This is a genomic window from Streptomyces sp. TRM68367, assembly GCF_014495685.1.
GTDB lineage: Bacteria > Actinomycetota > Actinomycetes > Streptomycetales > Streptomycetaceae > Streptomyces.
In genome coordinates, this window is record NZ_JACTVI010000017.1 from 1 (window position 1) to 21,891 (window position 21,891).

The 21,891-nt window shown below is 70.9% G+C and carries 2 protein-coding genes; both read left to right on the forward strand.

Features of this window, described 5'->3' with window-relative positions; all coding sequences use genetic code 11:
• Positions 1–190: 190 nt before the first annotated feature.
• On the forward strand, positions 191–20,455 hold the full coding sequence (locus H8R17_RS14160) for a hypothetical protein (RefSeq protein WP_187823530.1): 20,265 nt from the start codon (positions 191–193) through the stop codon (positions 20,453–20,455).
• Positions 20,456–20,598: 143 nt separating this feature from the next.
• The gene (locus H8R17_RS14165) at positions 20,599–21,759 is read left to right on the forward strand and encodes a hypothetical protein (protein WP_187823531.1); all 1,161 of its coding nucleotides are present in this window, start codon (positions 20,599–20,601) and stop codon (positions 21,757–21,759) included.
• Positions 21,760–21,891: the final 132 nt, after the last annotated feature.

The following is a 21,891-nucleotide window of genomic DNA, read 5'->3' on the forward strand; positions in this document are numbered from 1 at the left end:
GCCGGGGTCGTCTGGTGAGGAGCGGTTGGGGTCGGAGTTTGATGATCCGGCGGTGACGGCGGCGGTTCATGAGGATTTGGTGCGCCGGCTTGAGGCGTTGCGTGGTGAAGCGGCGTCTTCCGAACAGCAGCCGGGGTCGCAGGCCGGTGATCAGACACCGGCAGCCGCGCAGCCTACCCACGACACTTCGGTGCGGTCGGCCGAGCCGAACGACGAGCGGACGGAGCCGGTCACCGGGCCCGAGCTCCCACAGGCCCACACCGAGACGCCCGCGGACAACCACCTGGCACACCGTGACACGGCCCGTACGGCGACGACGGACAACGTCACGGAGGGGCCGGGCACGGTGAAACCGAGCATGCCCACGGTCAGCGTGCCGAAGCCGGTCGTCCTGCCAGCGCAGGTCCCGCCGGTTCCCCCGACGCAGCCGGCGCCGGCGCCGTCGCAGATGCAGCAGAGTCATCAGATGCAGCAGGCGTCGCAGGCGTCGGGACCGACGGGGCAGGAGTCCCGGTCGGGGCAGCAGGCGCCGGAGCCGACGCAGACGTCTCAGCCGACGCCGCAGCGGACCCCCTCGGAGAGGCTGCTGCAGACGGCGCCTGTGGCGCCGGAGGAGCGCCCCGGCCAGGTGACGAGCGACCCGGCGGAGCGCACCGTCGAGGCGGCGGCGCCCTCGACGCAGCCCCCCGGGGCGCACCCGGAGACGGAGGACGTGCAGCAGCAGCCGCAGCGGCCTGCAGAGGCAGCCCCCAGTGGGAACGGTCAGGACGGGCGGGAAGCCCGGGACAGCCGGACCGTCGTACCGGAGGACCTGCGTCGCTTCGCGGAGCAGCAGTTCGGCGGCAAGACGACCGTGGAGAAGGCACGGCAGCTGTGGGCCGAAGCGTCGCGGATCACTGCGGAGCACAACCCGTTCGGCCCGACTTTCGGCCGGCCCGGCCAGGGGTTGTTGGAGCGCGATCCGGAGCAGTACTGGGCGACCATGCGTGTCGCGCAGGTGCTTTACCAGCACGAAAACGCCCCTGACCGGATCGACCGGGCGGTCACGGTAGCCAAGGACCTGAGTGCTCGGCGCGGTGTCGACACCGCGCTGCTGGGGCTGCGGGGCGGCGCCGACGACACGGTCCTCGCGGTGCGGCCCCGACCGGTCCAGGCAGAGGCGTCCCCGGCCCCTGAGACAGGCGCGGATTCTGTCGCCTCGGCCTCGGTCAGGCGTGATCAACAGTTGTCAGCGGGAACGGCGAGCGGCGATGAGATCGCCGAGCACGACAGCCGACAGCTCGACGGGGTCGACCGTCCCGAGATCTTCCAGCAGGTCGTCGCCGAGGCTCTGCGGTCCGTCGACGGGGTGCGGCCGGGCGAGAGGCCCGATCTGTCCGGGATCCGTGAGGTTCTGGTCCAACTCGGCAGGGCTCTTGGCGAGAAGCCCGTGGAGCGGGTCGAGGAGGTAGCGCCTGAGCTGGGTGCCGCGCTGGAGAGGGCCGGCTACCACAGGAACCTGCTGCACCCGCTTCTGGCGCCGGCGATGGTTGACGGCCGCAGGCTGATGAACCGTGAGGCTCAGGCCGCTCTGCGAAAATACCTGGCTCTGCCGCTGCAGGAACGGCTCCCGGTCGTCACTCCGGGGGCTCCGGGATCGTCCTTCCGTACCGTGACGGTCGGCGACTTCACTGTCGTACCCGCTCCGACCACTTTGCTCGGCGCCGGAACCTACCTGGTCACGCACAGCGCCACCGGTCTGCAGTGGGGCTACCGCGCCAGCGGCGAGGAGACCCATCACGAGGCGTTCCTCGGCAGCGTGGCCGGCGACATCCCCGCCGAGCTGGAGGGAGCGAAGGTCAGGTCCACGGACGGCACCGTGGATTTCGTCGATGCTCCCCAGTCCCAAGATCGGTTCACGCCGACCACGGACGTCCCCCACGGTCTGGACGCCGCGTTCGGCGTCACCGACGGGGCGGCGGCCACCACCTGGTACTTCAGCAAGGAGGGCGTGTACGCCGGCCGCATGGTCCGGCTCTCGGGCGGGACCGGCTCTCTGCAGTTCAAGGTCGGCCTGCCGGACGCCACCGAGCCGAAGCTCGTCGGCGCCGCGGGGCAGCCGGACGACACCGTGCAGGTCGAGCTTCTCGGGCCCGACCGGTTCGTGCTGCGCCGCACCGTGCCGAGCGGCTGGCCGCAGGAGCGGATGGTGTACGACGCGCAGGGCGGACTGCGGGAGCAGACCGTCGCCGTCCGCGTGAAGTCCGGCGTCCCCACCGGCGAGCACTGGCTGATCGATCACACGACCGGTGCGGCGTCACTTGTCAACGCCGAGAGCGAGCTGGTCGCCGGCCCGCGCGGTACCGCGAGGATCACCACGTCCCTCACCGGCGGACTGACGCTGACCAGCCAGGAGGACCCCGCCACCGTCCTCTTCGAGCACGAGCCGCTGGGCGGCGGAAGGTACTTGCAGGTCCATCGGGACGGCGCCGGCAAGCTTCGCTGGACTCAGTTCGACGCGGCCGGGAACAAGGTCGCCCACGGCACCCGCACCTGGGACGCCAGGACCCGGACCTTCCACGACACGCGCACCGGCAGACTGCCGAGGATGAACCTCCTCTCCGTGCGGACGTACCACCCGACGGCGGACGGGGGTGTGGTCCGTGCTCAGCAGGGCGCCCGGGGGGCGTGGACCTGGACGCGCTTCGGTGCCGAGGGCAACGCGGTGGGTTCCGGTACGCGCCGCTGGAACTGGATCCGTTCCGGCTTCAAGGACGTGTACGTCGATCCGGAGACGGGTCGGGAAGCCGTCGCCCAGCGCAGCGGCGCCCCCTGGCCGTTCATCGAGCAGACCGCGGAGCGCCCGGCCGTCGAGGTCGATGCCCCGGCCGGGCAACTCCCTGACACACAGGGGGAGGGCAGCCCGGCGCAGTCGCAGACGCAGACGCAACCGCAGACCGCCGAGCGCCCGCCCGCCGTCGAGGTCGACGCCCCGGCCGGGCAGCTCCTCGAGGTCCCGGCGCACGGTGGCGACCTGACCGCCGAGCGGCCTACGACCGCACCGTCGGCCAGAGGGACGCGACTCTCCGGGGTCGACCAGGTGGGCCCGTTGGCCGGTGCCGGGGTCCGGCTGAGGCGGGACCCGCTGCGCCTGGCCCTCGTCGATCGTGACGGCGCGCCGATTGAGGCAGCGGTGGTGACGCCGCGCCAGGAGGGCGGTTTCAGCATCACGGGGGTCGTCCCGGGCACGCTGCACTTCTCCGTGGGTGGGCAGTTCCAGTTCCGCACCGTGCGGTTGCCGGGTACGGATCGGCTGCTGCGGTTCTACACCCCGTCCGGGGTGGATGGCGGGGTGCGCCTGGCGGAACCGGACGGTGTGCCGCTGGCGGGCGGGACGGAAGTCCACGTCACCCACGTCACCCGCACCGCAGAGGGTGACCTGGTGGTGCGGACGCCGGTACCGGGCGAGGACGACGGTGCGGTGCTGGAGTGGCACCTCGACGCCGACGCGGAGCCGCGCTCGCTCGAGGTGCCGCTGCGGGGGGAGGGAATCGGCGGCCTGTCCGGGCTGAAGGTCCGTACCGAGTTCGGTTCGGACGGGGCTGTGACGCGGACGCTGGACGGCGGTGGATGGGGAACGCGGTTCGCGTTCACCTTCGAACCACTGCCGCAGTCGCCGGGGGAGCAGTTCGACGGCGGGTTCACACTGAAGGAGGCGGTTGGCGGGCGGGCGCTTCACTTCGAGGCTCTGGGACAGATCCGGGGCGTCACGCACCCGGACCCGCAGACCGAGCAGCCCTCGGCCGACACGCCCGCGGTGCGCGTCGTGGAAGAGCCCTTGCACGGCGCAACGCAGCTCGCCGGATACCGGTTGCGGTCGACGGACACGCCGGCCACGGAGACGTCCCCGGCGTCCAGGCAGCTGGAACTGGTGGGCCCGGACAACCAGGTGGTGCCGGGGCGGACGGTGCTGCCGCGTGCGGACGGCGGGTTCGTCATCCGCGGAGACGAGGGCGACCTGAACCTGGACTCCGGGCTCGGGTTCGAGTTCCGTGAGCTGCGGCTGCCTGGTACGGACTCTGCCGTGCGGCTCGCGGAGCCGGTCGGCATGGCCGGCCCGCTCGAGGTGCTGGGCCCCGACGGGCTGCCGGTGGAGAACGCGCGGCTCGCCCGCGATCCGAACGGCCTCACGGTCAGTGTCCCGGTGGAGGCTGCGCACGAGGCCGAGGTCGCGCAGTGGCGCTTCGACGCGCGTGGCCGCCTCGTTCGCCGACAGCTGCCGCTGACCGGTCACGACGCGTTCGACGGGCTGTACTTGCAGCTGGAACACACTCCCGTCGGGCAGCTCCTGGAACTGGTCGGGTCCTCTGACCGGACCGGCTCCTGGACGCCGGGTCAGGTTGACGGCGGCACCTTCACGCTGACCGACTCCGAACGGGGCGTTACCGCGCGGTTCAACGACGCCGGCCGGTACACCGGCATGCACGAGACGACGCCGACTCGCGGGACGGCGCCGTTGACAGGCACTCACGAGGCGTCGGCTGAGGAGCCCGCGCAGTCCCTTGCCCGGCTGTCGGGGTCTGATGGGCCGGCCGGCGGATCCGTGGAGGAGGTCGTGGGGCGGTCGGTGTCCGATGCGCCGACAAGCACGTCCGACGACGGCGCAGTGAGCGAGAAGTCCCGGCAGCCGCGACAGCGGTTGAGGCCGAAGCTGCTCACGGTTCCCGAGGCGATGCCCGGTCCGGAGTTCCGGCTGCGTCAGGCGACCGGGGCGGCGGCTGATCACCTGCGGACCTTGGGAATGCCGGTTCATCCGGAGGCGGTCGACAGGTCCGGGGATCGGTCGCCGGACTGGGTGGTGATGCCTCAGCAGAGCGGCGGCTACACCGTTGCCCAAACGTCGGGGGACGTTAGGTGGCACCACAGCGAGGACCTGTTGCCGCAGGCGCTGGACGTGCGGTTGGCGGGGACGGCGCACTTCCTGCGTACGGCCGTCGGCGAGGGAGGGCGGGTGGTGTCGGTGGTCGGCGAGGACGGGACGGCGGCGGACGGTTACCAGGTCCAGGAGGCCCGCGACGAGTCCGGTGCGCTGACCGGGGTGTCGGTCGGTGCACCGGGGGACGAGCTGGGCTGGCACTTCGACGGCAACGGTGTGCCGCGGGACGTCGAGGTGCCGCTGACCGGGAACCTGGACGGGCACCTGGCGGGCGCGCGGATCCGGCTGCGGCGTGTCCTGGGCTCCGACGGTGCGCCTGCCGGGGTTGCGGCGGAGCTGGACGCCGACGATCCGTGGGTCTCGGCGTCGCACGGGGTGCAGCGCAGGCCGGACGGCCGCCTCGTGCTGACCGACCACGTCACGGGCGATGAGCTGAGGTTCCGTCGGGACGGGTCGCTGGTGTCGGTGCGCCGTGGCGGCGAGACGCCGCTGCGCAGGCGGCTGCGGCAGGTGGGTGAGCGACTGTTCCCGTCGCTCACGCCGTTGGTGGAGCCGGAGAACGAACTGGGCACCGTGGGTGTCGAGTACGAGCCGGAACTGGCGCGGATCTTCGAGGAGACCCTGCCCAAGTCGGCGGCCTCCGGTGCCGTTCGCCGCGCACTGGATCCTCGTCTGCTGCCGTTGATCGTGGCGGACTCGACGGAGATTCTCGCCCGTTCGCAGATGGATGGGTTCACGCATCCCGATGGCCTGGCGGAGCTGCGGGCCGCAGTGCACGAGCAGGTGTGGGCGGATGCGCGGCGGGCGCTGGAGGAGATGGAGGCGTCCGGGGCCGCTTCGGGTACCCATGACGGTTTCACCGTGTCTCCTGTCGAGGTCGACGGCGGACGCCAGGTGGTGCACGAGGCGACGGGCCTCACGACGATCTTCGGACCCCCGCGCGAGGGCCTCCCGCGCGAGGTGCTCTCGCACGAGGTGTACCTGCACGAGGCGCCCCCGGAGCTGGCAGGGGTGCGGGTCCAGGTCGCCCACGACCCCCACGACGGCAGCTTCGTGGGATTCGGGCTGGTGGACAACCCGGAGACGCGGTTCGCCATCGGCTCGCCGGACGACCAGTCGGCGGAGAGCGCCAATCCCCGCAGTCGGTTCGTCATCGAGGACCGGATCACCGGCAAGCCGTACGTCTTCGGTGCCGAGGGCACGCCGGCCGAGGAGCTGCGCCCCTCGGAGCCGTCCGTCGCACCAGGGACCGACGATGCACCGTTCGACGTCGAGCGGGCGGAGCAGCTGCAACTGGCCCATGAGGGGCCGGCGGTCGGCGGGGACGGGGCTTTGCGCCCGTTGTACTCGGACCCGGCGTACCTGCCTAAGGCGCGGGAGTTCGAGTCACGGCTGGCTACCTTCGCGGCCGGCCACCCCAGGGCGGTGGCGGCAGCCCGGCAGGGTGTGTCCCGCCTGTTCGAGGCTCTCTCCCAGGCGCACCCCGAGCACAGTGCGCAGGAGATCTGGCGGAACTTCCGCGACGACGGGGCGGCCGGGCCCCAGGAGCTGCTGGAGCGCGGCGACGTCCACGAGCTGATGACGGCGTTCTCCAACGCGGTCTCCGCCGCGGACACGCCCTCGACGTTGAAGTCGCCGCTCCGGGACCTGCGAGCTCCGGCGTCCAAGACGCTGGACGAGCGGGGCATCCCGCTGGCCGCCGGGGTGTCGCGGACGGCGGTGGAGATCGGGCACGCGTTCAAGGCGCTGAACGTGCCGGACGGGGACGCCGACGGCCTGGCACTGTCGCTGCTCGGGTGGCTGCTGCCGGCCCAGGGCCACACGGTGTACGAGGTTCTGGCGGGCCTGCGGGCGGCGGACGCGGTGCCGTCGCTGGCCGGGAACCCGCTGGACGACGCGGCGCGGATGTACCGGTCGATCCCGGGTGTGCGGCTGTCGGAACTGCGCGACGCCGCCGGCGAGAACGGCATGCTGCCGCACGAGGCCGCCTACTGGGCCAAGGTCGTCACCCCGCCCGAAAACGGCGGCTTCGCCTCGCCTGAGGACCGCAGGGTGGATCTGGCCGAGCAGCGCCGGAAGGCCTTCCAGAGCCTCGTCGACAAGCCGCCGAGCCAGTGGAACGGCGAGGAGGCCATCAACCGCTGGCTGCGGGAGAACGGGATGACGCCGCGACAGGTGCTCGAACGGCTGAGCCCCGCCCACTTCGTCGCCCTGATGGCCTACACCAGCCCGGTGTACGCGCTGATGAACGTGATGCTCAGGTACCAGGGCGGGGCGAGCCGCGCGGCGCTGCGCATCCAGGTCAGGTCGTTCATCGACAGGGCCTTCGACGAGGCGGGGGACAAGGACACACAGGACGCCCTGGCGAAGGTGCTCAGCGCGTTGAAGGAAGACGCCCCGGACCTTGGCCAACTGCTCAGCACCCCGCTCGAGGAGATGACGGCCGAGGAGCGGGCACGGCTGCGCGAGCGGCTTCAGGCCGTCGCGGAGAAGCTGGTGCCGCACTTCGAGCAGGAGCTGCCGCACCACGTGGCGATGCTGATGGACGCGCTGTCGTTGCTGCCCCCCGCACTGGGTGAGGTATGGCGCGGTGCGCGTTCCCTCGGCGACCTGCACTCGGGCATCGGACGGATCATTTCCCCCGAGTACGGCGGGTCGGAGCTCTCCTTCAAGGCGTTCACCAGCTTCAGCCGGTCCGGTCGTCAGGCCGAGGCCTTCCTGGACTCCTCCGCTCGACTGCCCATGACCCACCCGGTACTGGTGCGCGCCGAACTCAAGGGGAACCACGGCCGGGACATTTCGGCGTTCTCCACGGACCCGGGCGAGCAGGAGGTGGTGCTGCTTCCCGGGAGCCGGATGAAGATCAGCTCCCGCCGGGTCGTCCCCAACGAGGACAGGTACGGCCACGGGTACGACATCAGGAACTACGAACGTATCGAGGCCGTCGAGGAGGCGCCGGAATTCCCCGTCACGGACGTGGAGAACCCGGTCGAGGCGCGGATCCGGGCGGCGGAACTGAAGAGCGCTCTCCAGAAGCTGTCCGGTGTCGGACACGTGGCGAAGCGCAGCGACCTCAGGCCGCTCGCCGCGCGGATCGGCGCCAGGGGCGGCCTGCACGTGTGGCACCTGGCCGGTCTGGCGAGCGAGCTGCACGGTGGTGCGCAGCACCTGACGGTCGAGCGGTTGGCGACGGTGCGCCGGGTCGCGGACCTGACCCGTCGTCGTCTGAGGCTCGGTTCGGACGTGCCGGTCACCGCAGGGCATCTGGACACGCTGGTGCGTCGCCTCGACGGAGCGGAGGCGGACGCCCCGGTCGAGCAGGCCGCACGGCAGCGGCTGCTGGACCTGGTCGCCCGGCTCAAGGCGCCCGGCGAACGGGTCACCTACACCCGGCTCGCGGAGGCATGGGTGGCGGGCCCCGTGGCCCAGAACCCGGGCGAAGAGCACGCGGAGCGGCCGGTCGACACCACCCACGTATCCGAGGACGAGCCGAGCAGCCGGCTTCGGCAGGAGGAACGCCCTGCTGCGGATGCCTCGGAGAAGCGCTTCGGCCACACGCTCGCCGAGCTCTTCTCCCTGGACCCGATCGCGCAGGACCCTGCCGACGCGGAGGAGGGGCGTGACGACCGCACGGACGTGCGGGCGCCCGAGGAGGGCGTTGAAGAGCTCCGCGTGGAGTCGCCCGCGGAGACGGCCGAGGAGCCCGGCCGGGAGTCTCGCGAGGAGGTGCTTGAGGAGGTTCGTCGGGAGTCCTCCGAGGAGCTGCGTCGGGAGTCTGGAGAGGAGGCGGTCGAGGAGGTTCGTCGGGAGTCCTCTGAGGAGACCTCCGCGGGTGGGGCCGAGCTCACCGTCAACGGGCCGGAAAACAGAGAGCTGACGAACGGTCAGGAGAAGTCGCCGGTAACGGAGCAGCCACAGGAGCCGGCCGAAGAGCCGGCGGTGCGCGTGGCGGAGCCGGTGCACGGCAGCCCGCAGCTCGCCGGGTTGCGGCTGCGGCGGTCCGACACGCCGGCCACGCAGACGTTGCCGGCGTCCTCGCGGTTGGAGCTGGTGGACGCCTCTGGACAGCCGGTGCCGGGACGGACCGTGGAGACGCGCCCGGACGGCGGGTTCGTTGTGCACGGTCGCGACGGGGACCTGCATCTCGACTCCGCCGTCCGGTTCGAGCTCCGCGAGCTGCCGCTGCCCGGCACCGACCACGTCGTACGGCTGGCACAGCCGACGGGCATCGACGGCCCGCTGACGCTGCTGGACGGTGAGCGACAGCCCGTCGAGGGCGCGCGGCTCGCCCGCTACCCGGAGGGCCTGACCGTTCGCATCCCGGTGGACGGCGCGAACGACGGCGCCGCAGCGCTGTGGCACTTCGACACACGCGGCGGGCTTGTCCGGCAGGAGATGCCGCTCACAGGCCACGACGACTTCCACGGCCTGAGCATCGGCGTCGATCACACCCTTGCCGGGCCGAGGCTTGAGCTCATCGGCCCGTCGAACCGGACAGCCGGGCTGATGCCGGGGCAGCGTGATGACGGAACTTTCACAGTGCCCCACCCGGAGCACGGCACCGTGCTCTTCGACAGCGGTGCCCGGTACGCAGGTGTCCAGAGCGGGACGCCGGTCGTGGTCGAGGACCTGAGCGAGGTCCGGGCCCTCGACGATGTCGGGCGCTCGTCGCCGGAGGTGTTTGCCCAGCTCGATCGGGAGGATGTGCTTGGCCGGAGTGAGTTCCTGTTGGATCCCGTGGAGGCGGTTCATCAGGCGCGGGTGGACCGGCCGAAGCTGGTCGGCGAGGTTGACGGCTCGCAGGTACGTGCCGCGATCAGGCGGCTGCTCGGCGATGATGGTTCCGGCGACGCGACCACGCGTGTGGTGGTGGAGGACGCGTTCTCCGACGAGAACCTCAGGACGCATTTCCACCGCACGCTGGACGGCGGATTCACCGCGGACTTCAGTGCCCGGGTGGATGGTGGGCCGCAGGTCACCGTGGAAGCGGTGGGCTTGGGTACCCCGCATGGGCTGACCGAGGGAAGCACCGACTTCTCCTTCGCGCGGGACCGGGCGGCGGAGCACAGTGTTTCGGTCGCGCGCAAGAACGTGTTCCTGGAGCCGCGAGGGGTCCGGGTCCCGCTGCCGTTCGTCCAGATCGCCGGGAAGATCGCCGGGATGATCAACGCCCGGGACAGCAGCTTCTCCACGCAGGTCAAGCGTGGCGCGAAGACGGAGGTCGTGGAGTCCCAGGTGCCGGTCACCACCGCCGGACACACGGTGACCTACCGGGTTACGGCCCACAGGCCCGGCCGCTGGTGGTGGAGCAAGCGCAAGACCCAGGTGGACTTCGTCCACGTTCCGGTGACGCTGGCCTGGCCCAAGCCGGACGCGGTCGTGCCGTCGCGGCCGGAGGAGGGCGCGCGGCCGCCCGAGCAGCGGTCCGAGGAGATCGTGCACGCGGAGGTCACCGGTCTTGGCGGTGACGTGTACCGCGCCGTCGAGGGCGCGCTGGGCCGCAGGTTCAAGGTGAACGATCCCGCGGCGAGGGACTTCCGTGAGTGGCTGGACGGCCTGGCCGGCAGGGCACCGGAGTTGTTCGGCGGTCAGGTGGTGCGCAAGTCCTTCGGGTTCGCCAGCCGGCGGCGGACCCGGATCGAGGTTGCGATCGCCAAGGATGTCGTCGTCCGGGACCTTCCGGAGACGAAGAGCAGCATCACCCGGACCCACAAGATCAGCGGGGAGAGCACGTCGGAGCAGGCGGTGACCCGTCGTTGGGGTGCCGGCGTGATCGTCGGCGTCGGTGGCACCACCCACCTGACGGGCGTCCTGGGTCCGGCCGTCTTCCGTTACGGGCTGACCAAGACCGGCACCGGCACCACCGAGCAGTTCGAGCAGAAGCAGGTGGAGACCTACACCGGTTCGCTCGGCAAGCGCCGGGTCGACTTCAGCTACGTGGTGCGCGTGGGCCACGGCCCGAAGAGCGTGCTGCTGCGGGTCGACGGCGGTACGGCGACGCTGTGGACGCGCGAGCGTGAGGCGGCGCCGCCGGTGGAGCCGGCCGAGCCGGGGCCCGTTGACTCTGAGCGCATTGCGTCGGAACCGGTTGTTCAGGAGCCGGTTGTTCAGGAGCCGGCCGGGGTGAGCCCGCTCGATGTGCCCGATCGGGTGGACGCGGCGTATCGGCTGCCGGAGGAGACGGTGGAGGACATCGTCGGTCGGGTGCTCCACCGGCTCGAGGTGCAGGGTCGGCTCGACGCTGCTCAGCTGCCGAAGGTCGCGGTGGAGTTCCGTGCCTTCCTGCGCGAGCACGCGCGGGAGTTGGCGAACGGTGGGGACGGTGTGCGGTTCCCGCTGAGTGCCTGGCGCAGTGGGGCACCGGATGTGTTCATCCGCGGGCTGCTGCGGGCCAGGGACGGGCGGTACCTCGGGGAGGGTGCCGGGGAGAAGCTCAGCGGGTCGGTCGGTGCGGGCCACGAGCACAGTGTCAAGGTCACGAAAAGCAAGGACAGTTCTGTCGGACTGGCGGGTGCCGGTTTCATCGGTAACCCGGACATCGAGTACGGCGGTTTCCAGATCGCCTACAAGTCCAACCGGGTCGGCACCGACAAGATCGGCCAGCAGCTCCGCTTCGAGCGATCGTCGGATGGTTCGGGCAGGGTCCACCGTTTCGACTACCCGGTCGACTTCGAGGTGCGGGTGGGTGGCCGCTGGTCGGCCCCTGGTGAGGTCGTACGGTGGCGTGATGCGGACGGCACGGCGGGTTACACGTCGTCGTCGGTCTCCGGCCGGGTCGAGGTGGCGGTGCCGGAGCGGGCCGGGGTGGTGCTCGCGGAGCCGTCGGAGCAGTCGTCCGCGACGGTGTGGCAGGACGGTGCGGCGCCGCGGCCGGAACAGGGTGAGGTGCAGCTGCCGGCCGGGTTCGAGCTGGAGTCGCTGAAGCCGGTGCCCGGCTTGCAGAGCACCGTCGCGGCGATGCTGTCGGCGCCGGGCGGCACGGCCTGGCAGGAGTGGTACCGGCGGCCGCTGGTGGGGGCCAGGCCGGTGGCGTTCGACGAGCATCAGGGCAAGAACTGGTTGGAGCGCGAGCGGGATCAACTGAACGAGCGCAACGCGGCGTTGGATGCACTGGAAAGCTTCACCAGTCCCGCGGCGCGGGCGGCGCGCTTCGAGCGGGCTGTGCTGTACTACGACTCCGTGCGGCTGAAGAGCCACAACCGGCCGGGTCTGGTCGGCACCCGTGAGTTGTTCGCGCGGCTGGAACTGTCGACAAGGCTGGGTCAGCCGAGGGTGGTTGCCCGGGACGATGAGCACCGGTTCGGCGGCACGCGGTTCGGCAAGGCCGAATGGGAGACGGACGCTCAGAAGGGCTGGGGCGTCAAGGGCAAGCTGGCCGGCGGGATCATGGTGCCGCATGGCGACACGTACCTCGGGCCGGATCTCTACGTTGGCCTGCTGTACTCGCGGGCGAAGGGTGCGTCGACGGCGAATGCGGGGCAGGATGTCGCTACCGAGGGGTGGAGGGAGCGCGGATACCTCGTCAGCTTCGACGCGACGTACGACGTGCACACCGCCACCGGCCGGTCCTGGCAGGACATCTCGACGCTGATCCACGAGGGTCCGGTGGTGGAGCGGTCGAAGTGGGTGCGGGTGCCCGATGCGGTCAAGGTGTGGGTGCCGGCGAGCGAGATCCACCGGATCGGCGCCCTGACCGAGTCGGACCTCGCGAAGCTGACGGACGGCGACGCAGAGCACTACCGCGCGGCCGTGCAGATGGAACCGGGTCGGGAGGCCGAGCAGGAGCAGGAGACCCCGGTGACGGACACCCCCGAGACTCCCGCCGTGGAGCCGCCGGCGGTGACGGAGGTTCCGCGTTTGCCGGTGCCGGAGGTACGGGCTCCCGCGAACGTCGGCCGGGGGAGTGGCCGCGTCGAGCTCTACCGGCTGGAGGCCGGGGGTGAGCTGGTGCAGCAGATCGCCCGGCGGCTTGACCAGTGGTCGGCGGAGAACGGCCGGGTCACCCGCAGTTGGCTGGACCTCGCCTACCAGACGCTGGGCAGGCCCGCGCAGGGGCAGGTGCCGGTGCCCGCGCGGGTGGCCAAGTTCGACCGGATCAATGAGCGGCTGCTGCAGGACGTGCTCGCCCCGACACTGACCACGTCCGGGTTCGGTGCGGCACTGGAGGAGATGCTCAACGGTGGGCGGGCGGTGTTCCTGGAGGGTGACACGCCGTTCGGCAAGGTGGAGCAGTTGGTGGTGCTGCGGGCCAGGCTGGGCCAGGGCCACTACCATCGCACGCTTTCCGGACACACCTCGCAGTCCGGCCTGGAGGCGACCCGGCGCACCGGCGAGACGACCCGTGTCGGCTTTGACGGTGAGTGGGTTCTCGACGCCATCGCCTACCCGGGCAAGGCACAGCGTCCGGCAGCATGGCTGGCGGCCGGTCTCGCGGGTGCGCAGACCTCGGCGAAGAGGTGGGAGTCGTCCCGGGGGCACCAGGAGTCGGTCACCAGTACCGGATCCGGGGAGAGTGTGCAGTTCCTCCATGATCTGGAGGTGACGATGGACGTGTATCCGTATGCGCGTCCGGGGCACTACAGTCAGCATCTGCCCGAGTGGTTCCCACGGCTTGGCGGGCGCCGGTTCGGCGGATCGTGGCGTGCGGAGTTCACGCTGCCGGGTGCGACGCGGTCGACGGTGCCGGTCGAGGAGGTGCTGCCGGCGGAGAGCGAGGCCGACCGGCCGGCCGAGTCGCCCGGGCAGACCGGTGGCTCGTTGGTGGACTGGCAGCGGGACAGCGGGGTACCGGTGGGGCTACCGGAGCGGGTGTTGGTGCGCCCGTTCGACGCGCCCGCGCTGCACGCGGCGCTGCAGGATCTGGCGTACGGGGGTGAGTCGGGGCGGCCGGTGCTGCGCCCGCTTGCGGGCTTCGAGTTGCACGCGAAGACGAGTTCGGCGCTGCTGCGGTCGAATCTGCGGGAGGCGATGTCTCCGCAGGGGTATTCCCTCCAGGTGGCGAGCGGGCCGGAGGGGGACGCGCTGGACAGGGTGACGGTCAGGGTCGACTTTGTGGCGCGGGAACTGGTCCGGGTGATCGACGGCGGTTCTCTGACCGGCACCTCCTCGGAGGCGTCGCACGCCAAGAAGACCTCGGAGATCGCGGGCGGAGCCGGTGCGTGGTGGAATGCCGACCTCCGGCCGCCGACGATCCATCTCCCGCACCACACCGCCGCGAACCGGCCGTTCGCGCTGGGTGCGGACTCCTACAGCCAATGGACGGCAGGGGGCGGCAAGAAGTCGGTCGCCTTCGAGACGAAGAAGACCGCCCCGGATTCCCAGGCGCAGGGTGTCGCCGGTCCCCGCTACCTGGTCCGGCTGACGCCGGTATGGACGGTCGAGGCCGCCTACCGGGAGAAGAAGCTGTTCCTGCGCGGGAACCGGCCGGTTCCCCCGGAGTGGGAGGCGCCGATCACGACTGGGCCGGACGAGCCCATCCTGCTGGAGGTCGACCACGCCGGACTCACCCGACTCGGCCTGAAAGACGCCGACCACACCGGCCCCGGGACAACCGGAGACGATCAGCGAGGCCTCAACGGCGACCGGACTCCCACGCCCAAGCTCCCCGCCATCGCGGAAGAGGACGAGCAGGCGGCAAGCCTGGAAACGTTCCTTGCCCGGATTTCCCAGGATGCGTCGGCGGCCCGGGAGGAGGACACCCCCCACGACGACAACGGTCACGACGTGGCGCTGGCCCAGTCCACCGACGCGCTCGCCGCGGGCACCGCACAGACGGCGGGTCCTGCCGGATCCGTCCCCGAGCCCGTTGCCGCGGGGCGGGGGGAGAAGCGGCGCGCTGAGGTGGCGCCGGAGGGCCAGCCCCAGGCGAAGCGGCCCGCGACGGACGTACCTCAGGCCGAACCGCGAGACCCGGACGAGCCCACCGACCTGGAGCCCGGGAACGATCAGGAGGGTCCCAGCGACGGGCCGACCCCGTGGCAGCCGGTGCTCCCAACCATTCCGGAAGGGCAGGAAGGACTGGAAGAGCCGAACCCGGAAGAGCCGGAAGGACCGAAACCGGAAGAGCGGGAAAAGCGCGAAGAGCCGCAAGAGGACGAGGAGGCGGCAGGCCTGGCGGCGTTCCTTGCCCGGATCGCGCTGAGTCCGTCAGTGGACACGGCTACTCGGTCGGAGTCGGACACCCCGCACGAGGGCAACGACGACCAAGGCGATGACGAAGACGGCGAGGACGAAGACGGCGAGGACGATGCCGGCGGCAGCGGCGGTCATGGCGGGGGCAGCGGTGGCGGCGGTGGCGGCGGAGGAGCGCCGGACACCGGGCCGCTGTCCGGCGATGAGCGGTCGATCGATCCGGGCTTCGAAGCGTTCCTGACCCGTATCCGCGACAGTGAGGGGACCGGTGATGGCCCCATACCGCACGAGGAATCCCCACCAGGCAAGCCACCTCTGGGTGACGAGACGTCATCGGGTCTGTCTGATCCACCGGATCCACCGGATCCCACGCCGGACATCAGAGAAACGAAGGACATCAACCAGAGGAGTATCAGTCGGCAGCACGAGCATGTGCCGCCGCTTTCTGGGCATGCCGAACACCCCGTCCCGGCCAGCGACACCACGGCCCCACGGGTCAGTCATCCCGACGCGACAAACAAACGCGACCACATTGGTGAACGCCAGGCAAACACCAACAGTCGACAAGATGAAGATAGAGCTGGCGGAGGAGTCGAGTCAACAGAGTTGGCCGCATTGCCGACACCCCCGACCAGGCTCACTCGGGCCGGCCAACTCAGCTCTTCCGACCATGTCCTGTCCGTTCACGCGGACGACGGGTTCGTCGTTGAGAGCATCGTTCGGCACCTGGCGGATGTCCTCGGCGAGAGCCGGACGGATGAGGCGCGGGCACAGTTGGCGACCTCGCTGAGCCTGCAGACTCTCCAGCCCTGGCTCTCGCAGCTGACACGGGGCGACAGCAGGTCGATATCGCTGAAGGCGGGCAGCTGGCAGGGCGACGTCGAGATCACTGCTCGAGTGGTACGTGCCGTCACCATCGGCACGTACGACAAGCTGGAGTTCGAGGACGGCAGCGACTCCTACGCCTCGGTCGGCTACATCGGTGAGAGCCGTTCGCGTGTCGGCGGTGGCCTCACCCTCAGGAGCAGTACGGCCGACCACACCAAACTGAGCGGTCAACTCGGCATGGCACGCGACAAAGTCACCGGCCGTGTCGTCGTGAGCAACGGCCGCATGTTCAGCCGTGGCAAGACACCCGAACCCGCGCTGCGGATCGACGCTGACATCCGGTTGGACTTCGCCTTCTCCAACGCCCCGGCTTCGGCGGCCCGGCACCAGGTCGTGGTCCCCGTACTGGTGGCGGTTCCCGCAGCCGAGGCGGGTGACGCTGCGCGGCCCGTGGCCGAGCAGCACTATCGGCCTCCGCTGCGGGTGGAGCAGACCCGCTCGCTCGGCGGCACGGACATCGTCAAGGACGTCTACCCGGTCGATGCGGCAGGGCAGCGGACCCGAGGCGGGATGCGGACGCTGCTGGGCGAGGCCGAGGACCCCGCCTCGCTGGAGTCCTTCGGCCGCCGGCAGTTCGGCGGCGACTGGCCTGCCGTGCGGCGGGAGCTCCTCAGCCATCTCGATCTCATGACCTTGCACGCCGGGTTGAAGACGATGACGTCCGGCGAGCCGATCGAGGTGCTGCTCTCCGGGGGCAGGGGCAGCATCCTGGTCACCGCGCTGGTGGACGAGATGACGCACCTGCGCAACACCAAGCAGACCGAGTTCAACACCGGCACCGATGTGACGCGCACCATCACCTCCCAGGCCACGCACACGCAGAGCGGCCAGACCGCCCTCTCAGGTCAGAACGCCCACCTCGGGGTCCACACGGGTCAGTTGAGGGAGAGCGGGGTGTTCGCAGGGTCGGTCACCAGCGAGTACGGACACGACCGCACGTCGCTCGGCCGGGTCTCCCTACGTTCGGTCAACGCCCTCAAGGCGAAGGTGCCCGGCGCCCTGTTCGACGGGGTGGCGACGCTCACCTTCACCCACCTGGCGGACCCGGCGACCGCGACCGACACCCACCGGGCAGCCCATGGGACCGCTCTGCTGGGCTTCCAGGTTCTCTCCGAGGCCGCGGAGTCCCAGGCCGTGGACACCGCGCAGTCGTTCACCGCGGCCACGCGCTCCCCGGGCCCGCTGTCCATGGAGGCTCCGCTCGTCCCCGTGGGCGCGACCGCCTGGCGGCCCAAGCCCCGGGTGTGGGGCCTCGACCCGGACGGGCGGCAGGGCATCCCGGAGAGCGCCGTCATCCTCGACGTGTTCGTCGGCCCGCAGCCGACGGACACGCGGGCGCCGGCCCGGAGTCTTGAGTCCCTGGTCAACGAGTTGGGCCGGACCTTCTTCGGAACCCGGAACTGGTCCGGCGTGCGGCCGGTGTTGCGCGGCACTTTCAGCCGCGAGCGGCTGGCAGCCTTGCTGCCGGCAATGCTCCGGAACGTGCCCGCGCAGAGCCCGCTCCTCACCCGCCGCGGCCACGCGGACGCGCAGATGTCGGCCACCGCGCGGCTGGAGCGGCTGGAATTCCTGCGGGTCCTGGACAGGGCCGAACTCAACGTCATCAACGAGGTCGTGTCAGGCTCCGGCAGCCAGCTGAACACCTGGGGTGCCGTCGGCGCAAGAGCCGGGATCGGCTTCGAGGGCGCCATCGACGAGAACTCCGTGGCGATCTTTGCCGGTCCCGGGTACCTGACCCGGCAGCGGGACGGCTCACGCGCCTCCGACGCGGCGAGCACCGTCGCCGGCGCCAAGTTCACCGAGCCGATGGCCCTGTTCATCGGCACTGCCCGGGTGGATGTAACGTTCGCCGAGCAGCAGTCCGCCGAGGCCGGCCTCACCGGCCACACCGACGTCCGGTTCGTGGTGGCCCTCCCCCAGTCCGAGGCAGAGCCGTACGTGGTCGCGGAGCAAGCGGCGGGGCGGCAGATCGCCACGCGCGCCGACGCCCACCCGGCTCCGCCGGTTGACACGTCCGAGCCCGCGCTCGCCTTCCAGCCGCCGGAGCGGGTGACCCGGCACGGGCAGATCGGCGCCTCCGACGTCGTCCTGCGGCTGAATGACGGCATGGTGGTCATGAGAGCGCTGCGCGGAGCACTCGGCGAGACGTTCCGGGACCACTGGCGGCAGGTCGAGGCAGACCTGCTGCCGTTCTTCGACTCGATCGCGCTGCGACCTGTCGTTGCCGCGCTTACTTCCGGCCAGGATTGGGGCACGTCCGTCACGGTCAGGGGGACGAGGGCAGACGTCCGTATCGTTGCGGCAACCGCCCGGATGACCGAGTACCTCAGGTACATCAAAGAATTCGAAATCGAATCAGGGACCGAGTCGTCGGCCTTCATCGGTGTTACGGAGGACAAGCTGAGTCGGCTGACGATGGCGGGCAGTTTGGTTGTCCCGCTGCCGCACGTCTCCGCGCGATTCGATCACTCCCGGAACTCCGACGACTTGGTCGGAACCACCCATGACACCAGGGACGCCGTGGCGTCCCGGCGCAAAACCGTAGAACCCGTGGCGGTGTTCCGGGGCACGGTGGAGTTCACGGTCGAGGTCGCGCTCTTCCACCCCCTGGGAATACCGGGCCGTACCCACACACTCCAGGCCGCCACAGAAGGCGAGTTCGCCTTTCCCGTGCGCGAGATGCCCGTCGATCCGGCCACCGGTGCGAGGCCCGAGCCCGCCCGACGCCACGGCCCGCCGCCGCGGATCGTGCGGTCCCTGGTACTCGGCGCCAGCGACATCGTGCTGAACGTCCTGCCGGCCACGCCGGACCTGTTCGACCAGCTCGACGCCACCGGTTTGCGCGCCTTCGGCTCGGCGCGGGCGTGGGCCGCGGCGAAACGGACGTTGCAGGAGAAGGTCACCGCCGTGCGGCTCCAGACGCGGATGAAGTCGCTCATGGCCGGTCAGCCGTGGGTCATCGCCCTGAAGGGCGGCAGTGTGACCATCACGGCCAGCGTGCGGGAGCTCACCCACCTGTCCGGCGCCGGAACCACCGAGTTCGCGAGGGGGTCCACCAGCGCTGCCACGGACAGTGTGACAGCGGACTCACGGGGCGACTCCTCGGTCACCAGCCTCCAACTGCTCGTGACCACCAGCCCGTTGGGACACGCACCGGTCGCGGCGGTGGCAGGCGGGACCCTCACCCACACGAGTGGCCACGACGAGATCGCGGTGCAGTCGGCCGGCGGTCAGACGGGCAGCGGCACCAAGAGCAAGGTTCCCGGGAGTGTCTTCGACGGGGTCGCGCTGCTGCAATTCGAATTCCGGCGCACCTGGCGGCTGCGCGGCAGGACGGTCGATCAGCGGACGTCCGACGAGGCCCGGTTCCAGCAGCGCGAGCTCGACCGGCTGCGCCGCGGGATCGCCGAGCTGTCCGGGCAACCGGGCACGGAGGCCGAGGTGGCCGAGTTGCGAGCGCGCTTCGCTGCCGAGGCCGCAGCGCAGTCCGACCGGATCAGGTCGCACACGCGGGCCCGGGCCGCCGCCGCTGGGGGCGGGGGAACGCCCGCGATGACCAGGAGGGCATTCGGTGTGCGGGAACACACCTTCGGCTACGCGGAGGTCGGCTTCCAGGCCTTGATCGAGACCGCCGACACCATCGAGGTGGCCCAGGCCGCGGATGCCCGCCTGCGGGCCGGGTGGAGCCCTCGGCCGACGGAGGTGGCCGACCTGCGGAGGCTCCCCGTGCCCCCGGCGAAGATCTGGCAGAAAGGCCTGGCGGCAGGCCATGTGATCCGCGACCTGCCGGACGTCCGGTCGCTGCGCGGCCTGCTGGACGCCGTGGGGCAGCGGGTCTACCGGGGCGCCTGGAACGCCCGGGTAACCGGCGGGCACCGGCGCTCGGCCCTGGTCATGGATGCCTTCGATCAAAACCGGCTGTGGGCGAACCTGCCGAAACTGATCGCGGGCGGAGAACTGCGGAGCGCACCGTTCCGGGTCGGCGGCAGGAAGGCATGGGTGTCCGTGCAGGCGAAGGTGCTCGACCTCGCCTACGACCGCGAGGAACCGGCGGCCGAAACGGCACTGGTCGGCGAGACCAGCAGCTGGTTCAGCGAGCGCAGGCTGAATTCCCGAGGCGTCCAGCTCATGGTTCAGGCGGGGGTCAAGTTCTCCGGGCCCGGCGGATTGGGCCCGATCGTCGGTGTCGGCGGCGGCTACGCCCGGCGCCACGGCGCCGAACGGACGATGGGAGGGCGCGTGACGGCGAGTTCCAAGATCCCCGAGCCCATGGTCCATTTCGACGGTCACATCGAGTTCCGGTTCACCTTCCACCACAAGACCGGCGCCACGGCAGGGACGGCCGTCGAACAGGCCGCCGGTGTAGTGCCGTTCGGGGTCGCCATCCCCAGGAGCGACATCACGGAACAGGTCACCGGCACCGGAGCCACCTTCTTCACCAGCGCCCATCCCCGCGGCACCCAATGGCCGCCACCTGACACGCCGTCAGTACTACCCCCGGTGCCGGAGCCCGGGACCTGATCCGCCATGCTGATGCACCACGAGGCGGAGCGGGAGACCACCGAGGCGAGGGAAGGAAGGTTTCTCGCGCGGAGGAGCCGCGATCCACGTACTTCCGATTCAGGCAGCCGTACTGACGGGAATGACGAAAGGCAAACGCCCTGATGACAAGACGCGATCACGCAGGCGACAAGCCCGACGAGGCGGATCGTTCTGCCGAGCAGCCCGGAACGGACAAGACAGCCGACGGCGCCGCGATGACGCAGGCGCAACCGGACGGCGACGCCGGCAGCGAGGTACAGCAGGCTGAGGCAGTGTGGGACCAGCCGCTGCCTTGGGCCGCGCCGGGGGATGGCCCTCAGGACCCGAGTGCCTCGCCCGCTCAGCCTCCGCAGGCCGAGCCTGCCGCGGACGGGGAGAGCACGACCGCCGCCCAGGTGGACACCGGCACCGGCGACGAGGCGGACGGCGCGCGGAGCCAGGCGGCCGAGGACCAGGCGGCGGTTGCCGCTGCCTCCCCATCGTCAAAAGCTCCACAGCCCGATGCCCCCCAGGGGTCCCGCGATACGCAGGCGAAGCAGGCTCCCCTGAGCGCGGGCGCCGTCGGCAGCCCTGGCTCAAGGCGCTTTCTCGGCGTCGCCGTTGCGGTCGGCGGCCTGCTGGCGGCGGTGGGCGGGGTCGTGGCATTCCACCCGGATCCGACCGCAGGGCACGTCAAGCACGATGCGGCGCCGATCCTCGGGCCCGCCGAGGGTGGCGGTGGTGCGGCCACCCCGACCCCCACCGCGACGAGTCGCGCCGGCAAGAAGCCGCATCCCCCTGCCCTCCACGTCGTCAAGTCGACGCCGATGGCCGGGCGCCCGGGCAGCGCCGCCGGGACAAAACCGACGGTCGACCACGTCACCCAGCCGCTGGCCGCCACGACAAAGCAGCAGCACGTCCAGCAGCAGAGCTACCTCTCCGTCAGCACGTCCGTGTACAAGCAGAACCCCTACTGGAGCCAGAGCACCGTCACCGTGACCACCAAGGCGAAGCTCACCGCGCTCAAGATCGTCGTGCGCATCAACCAGACCGGTGGCGTGGAGAGCACCGGCACCTGGACTTCGCTGGGCGACAAGGTGACGGTCCACAGCACGGCCGACAGCCGGTCGCTGGACTACGTCCTGGTCCTGAACCCGGGGGTGACCGTCGACCCGGGAACCTACACCTTCGAATTCCAGTACAACCACCATCAGGGCACCCGCGACTCCAGCCATGACTCCTTCGCCGTGACGGCCACGGCCCCCGGCTCCGCCGGCACGGAGAGCAAGCAGGGACACTTCTGACCTCCGCCCGTCGCCCGGAGCCGGCGCCGCGCTCCGGGACGGGCAGGGCGGAGTGCGCAGCCATCTCCAGGGCGCCGTCCACGCCAGCGTCTGGTTGCCGGACGCGGCAAAGCCGTCGGGTTTCCCTGCGTT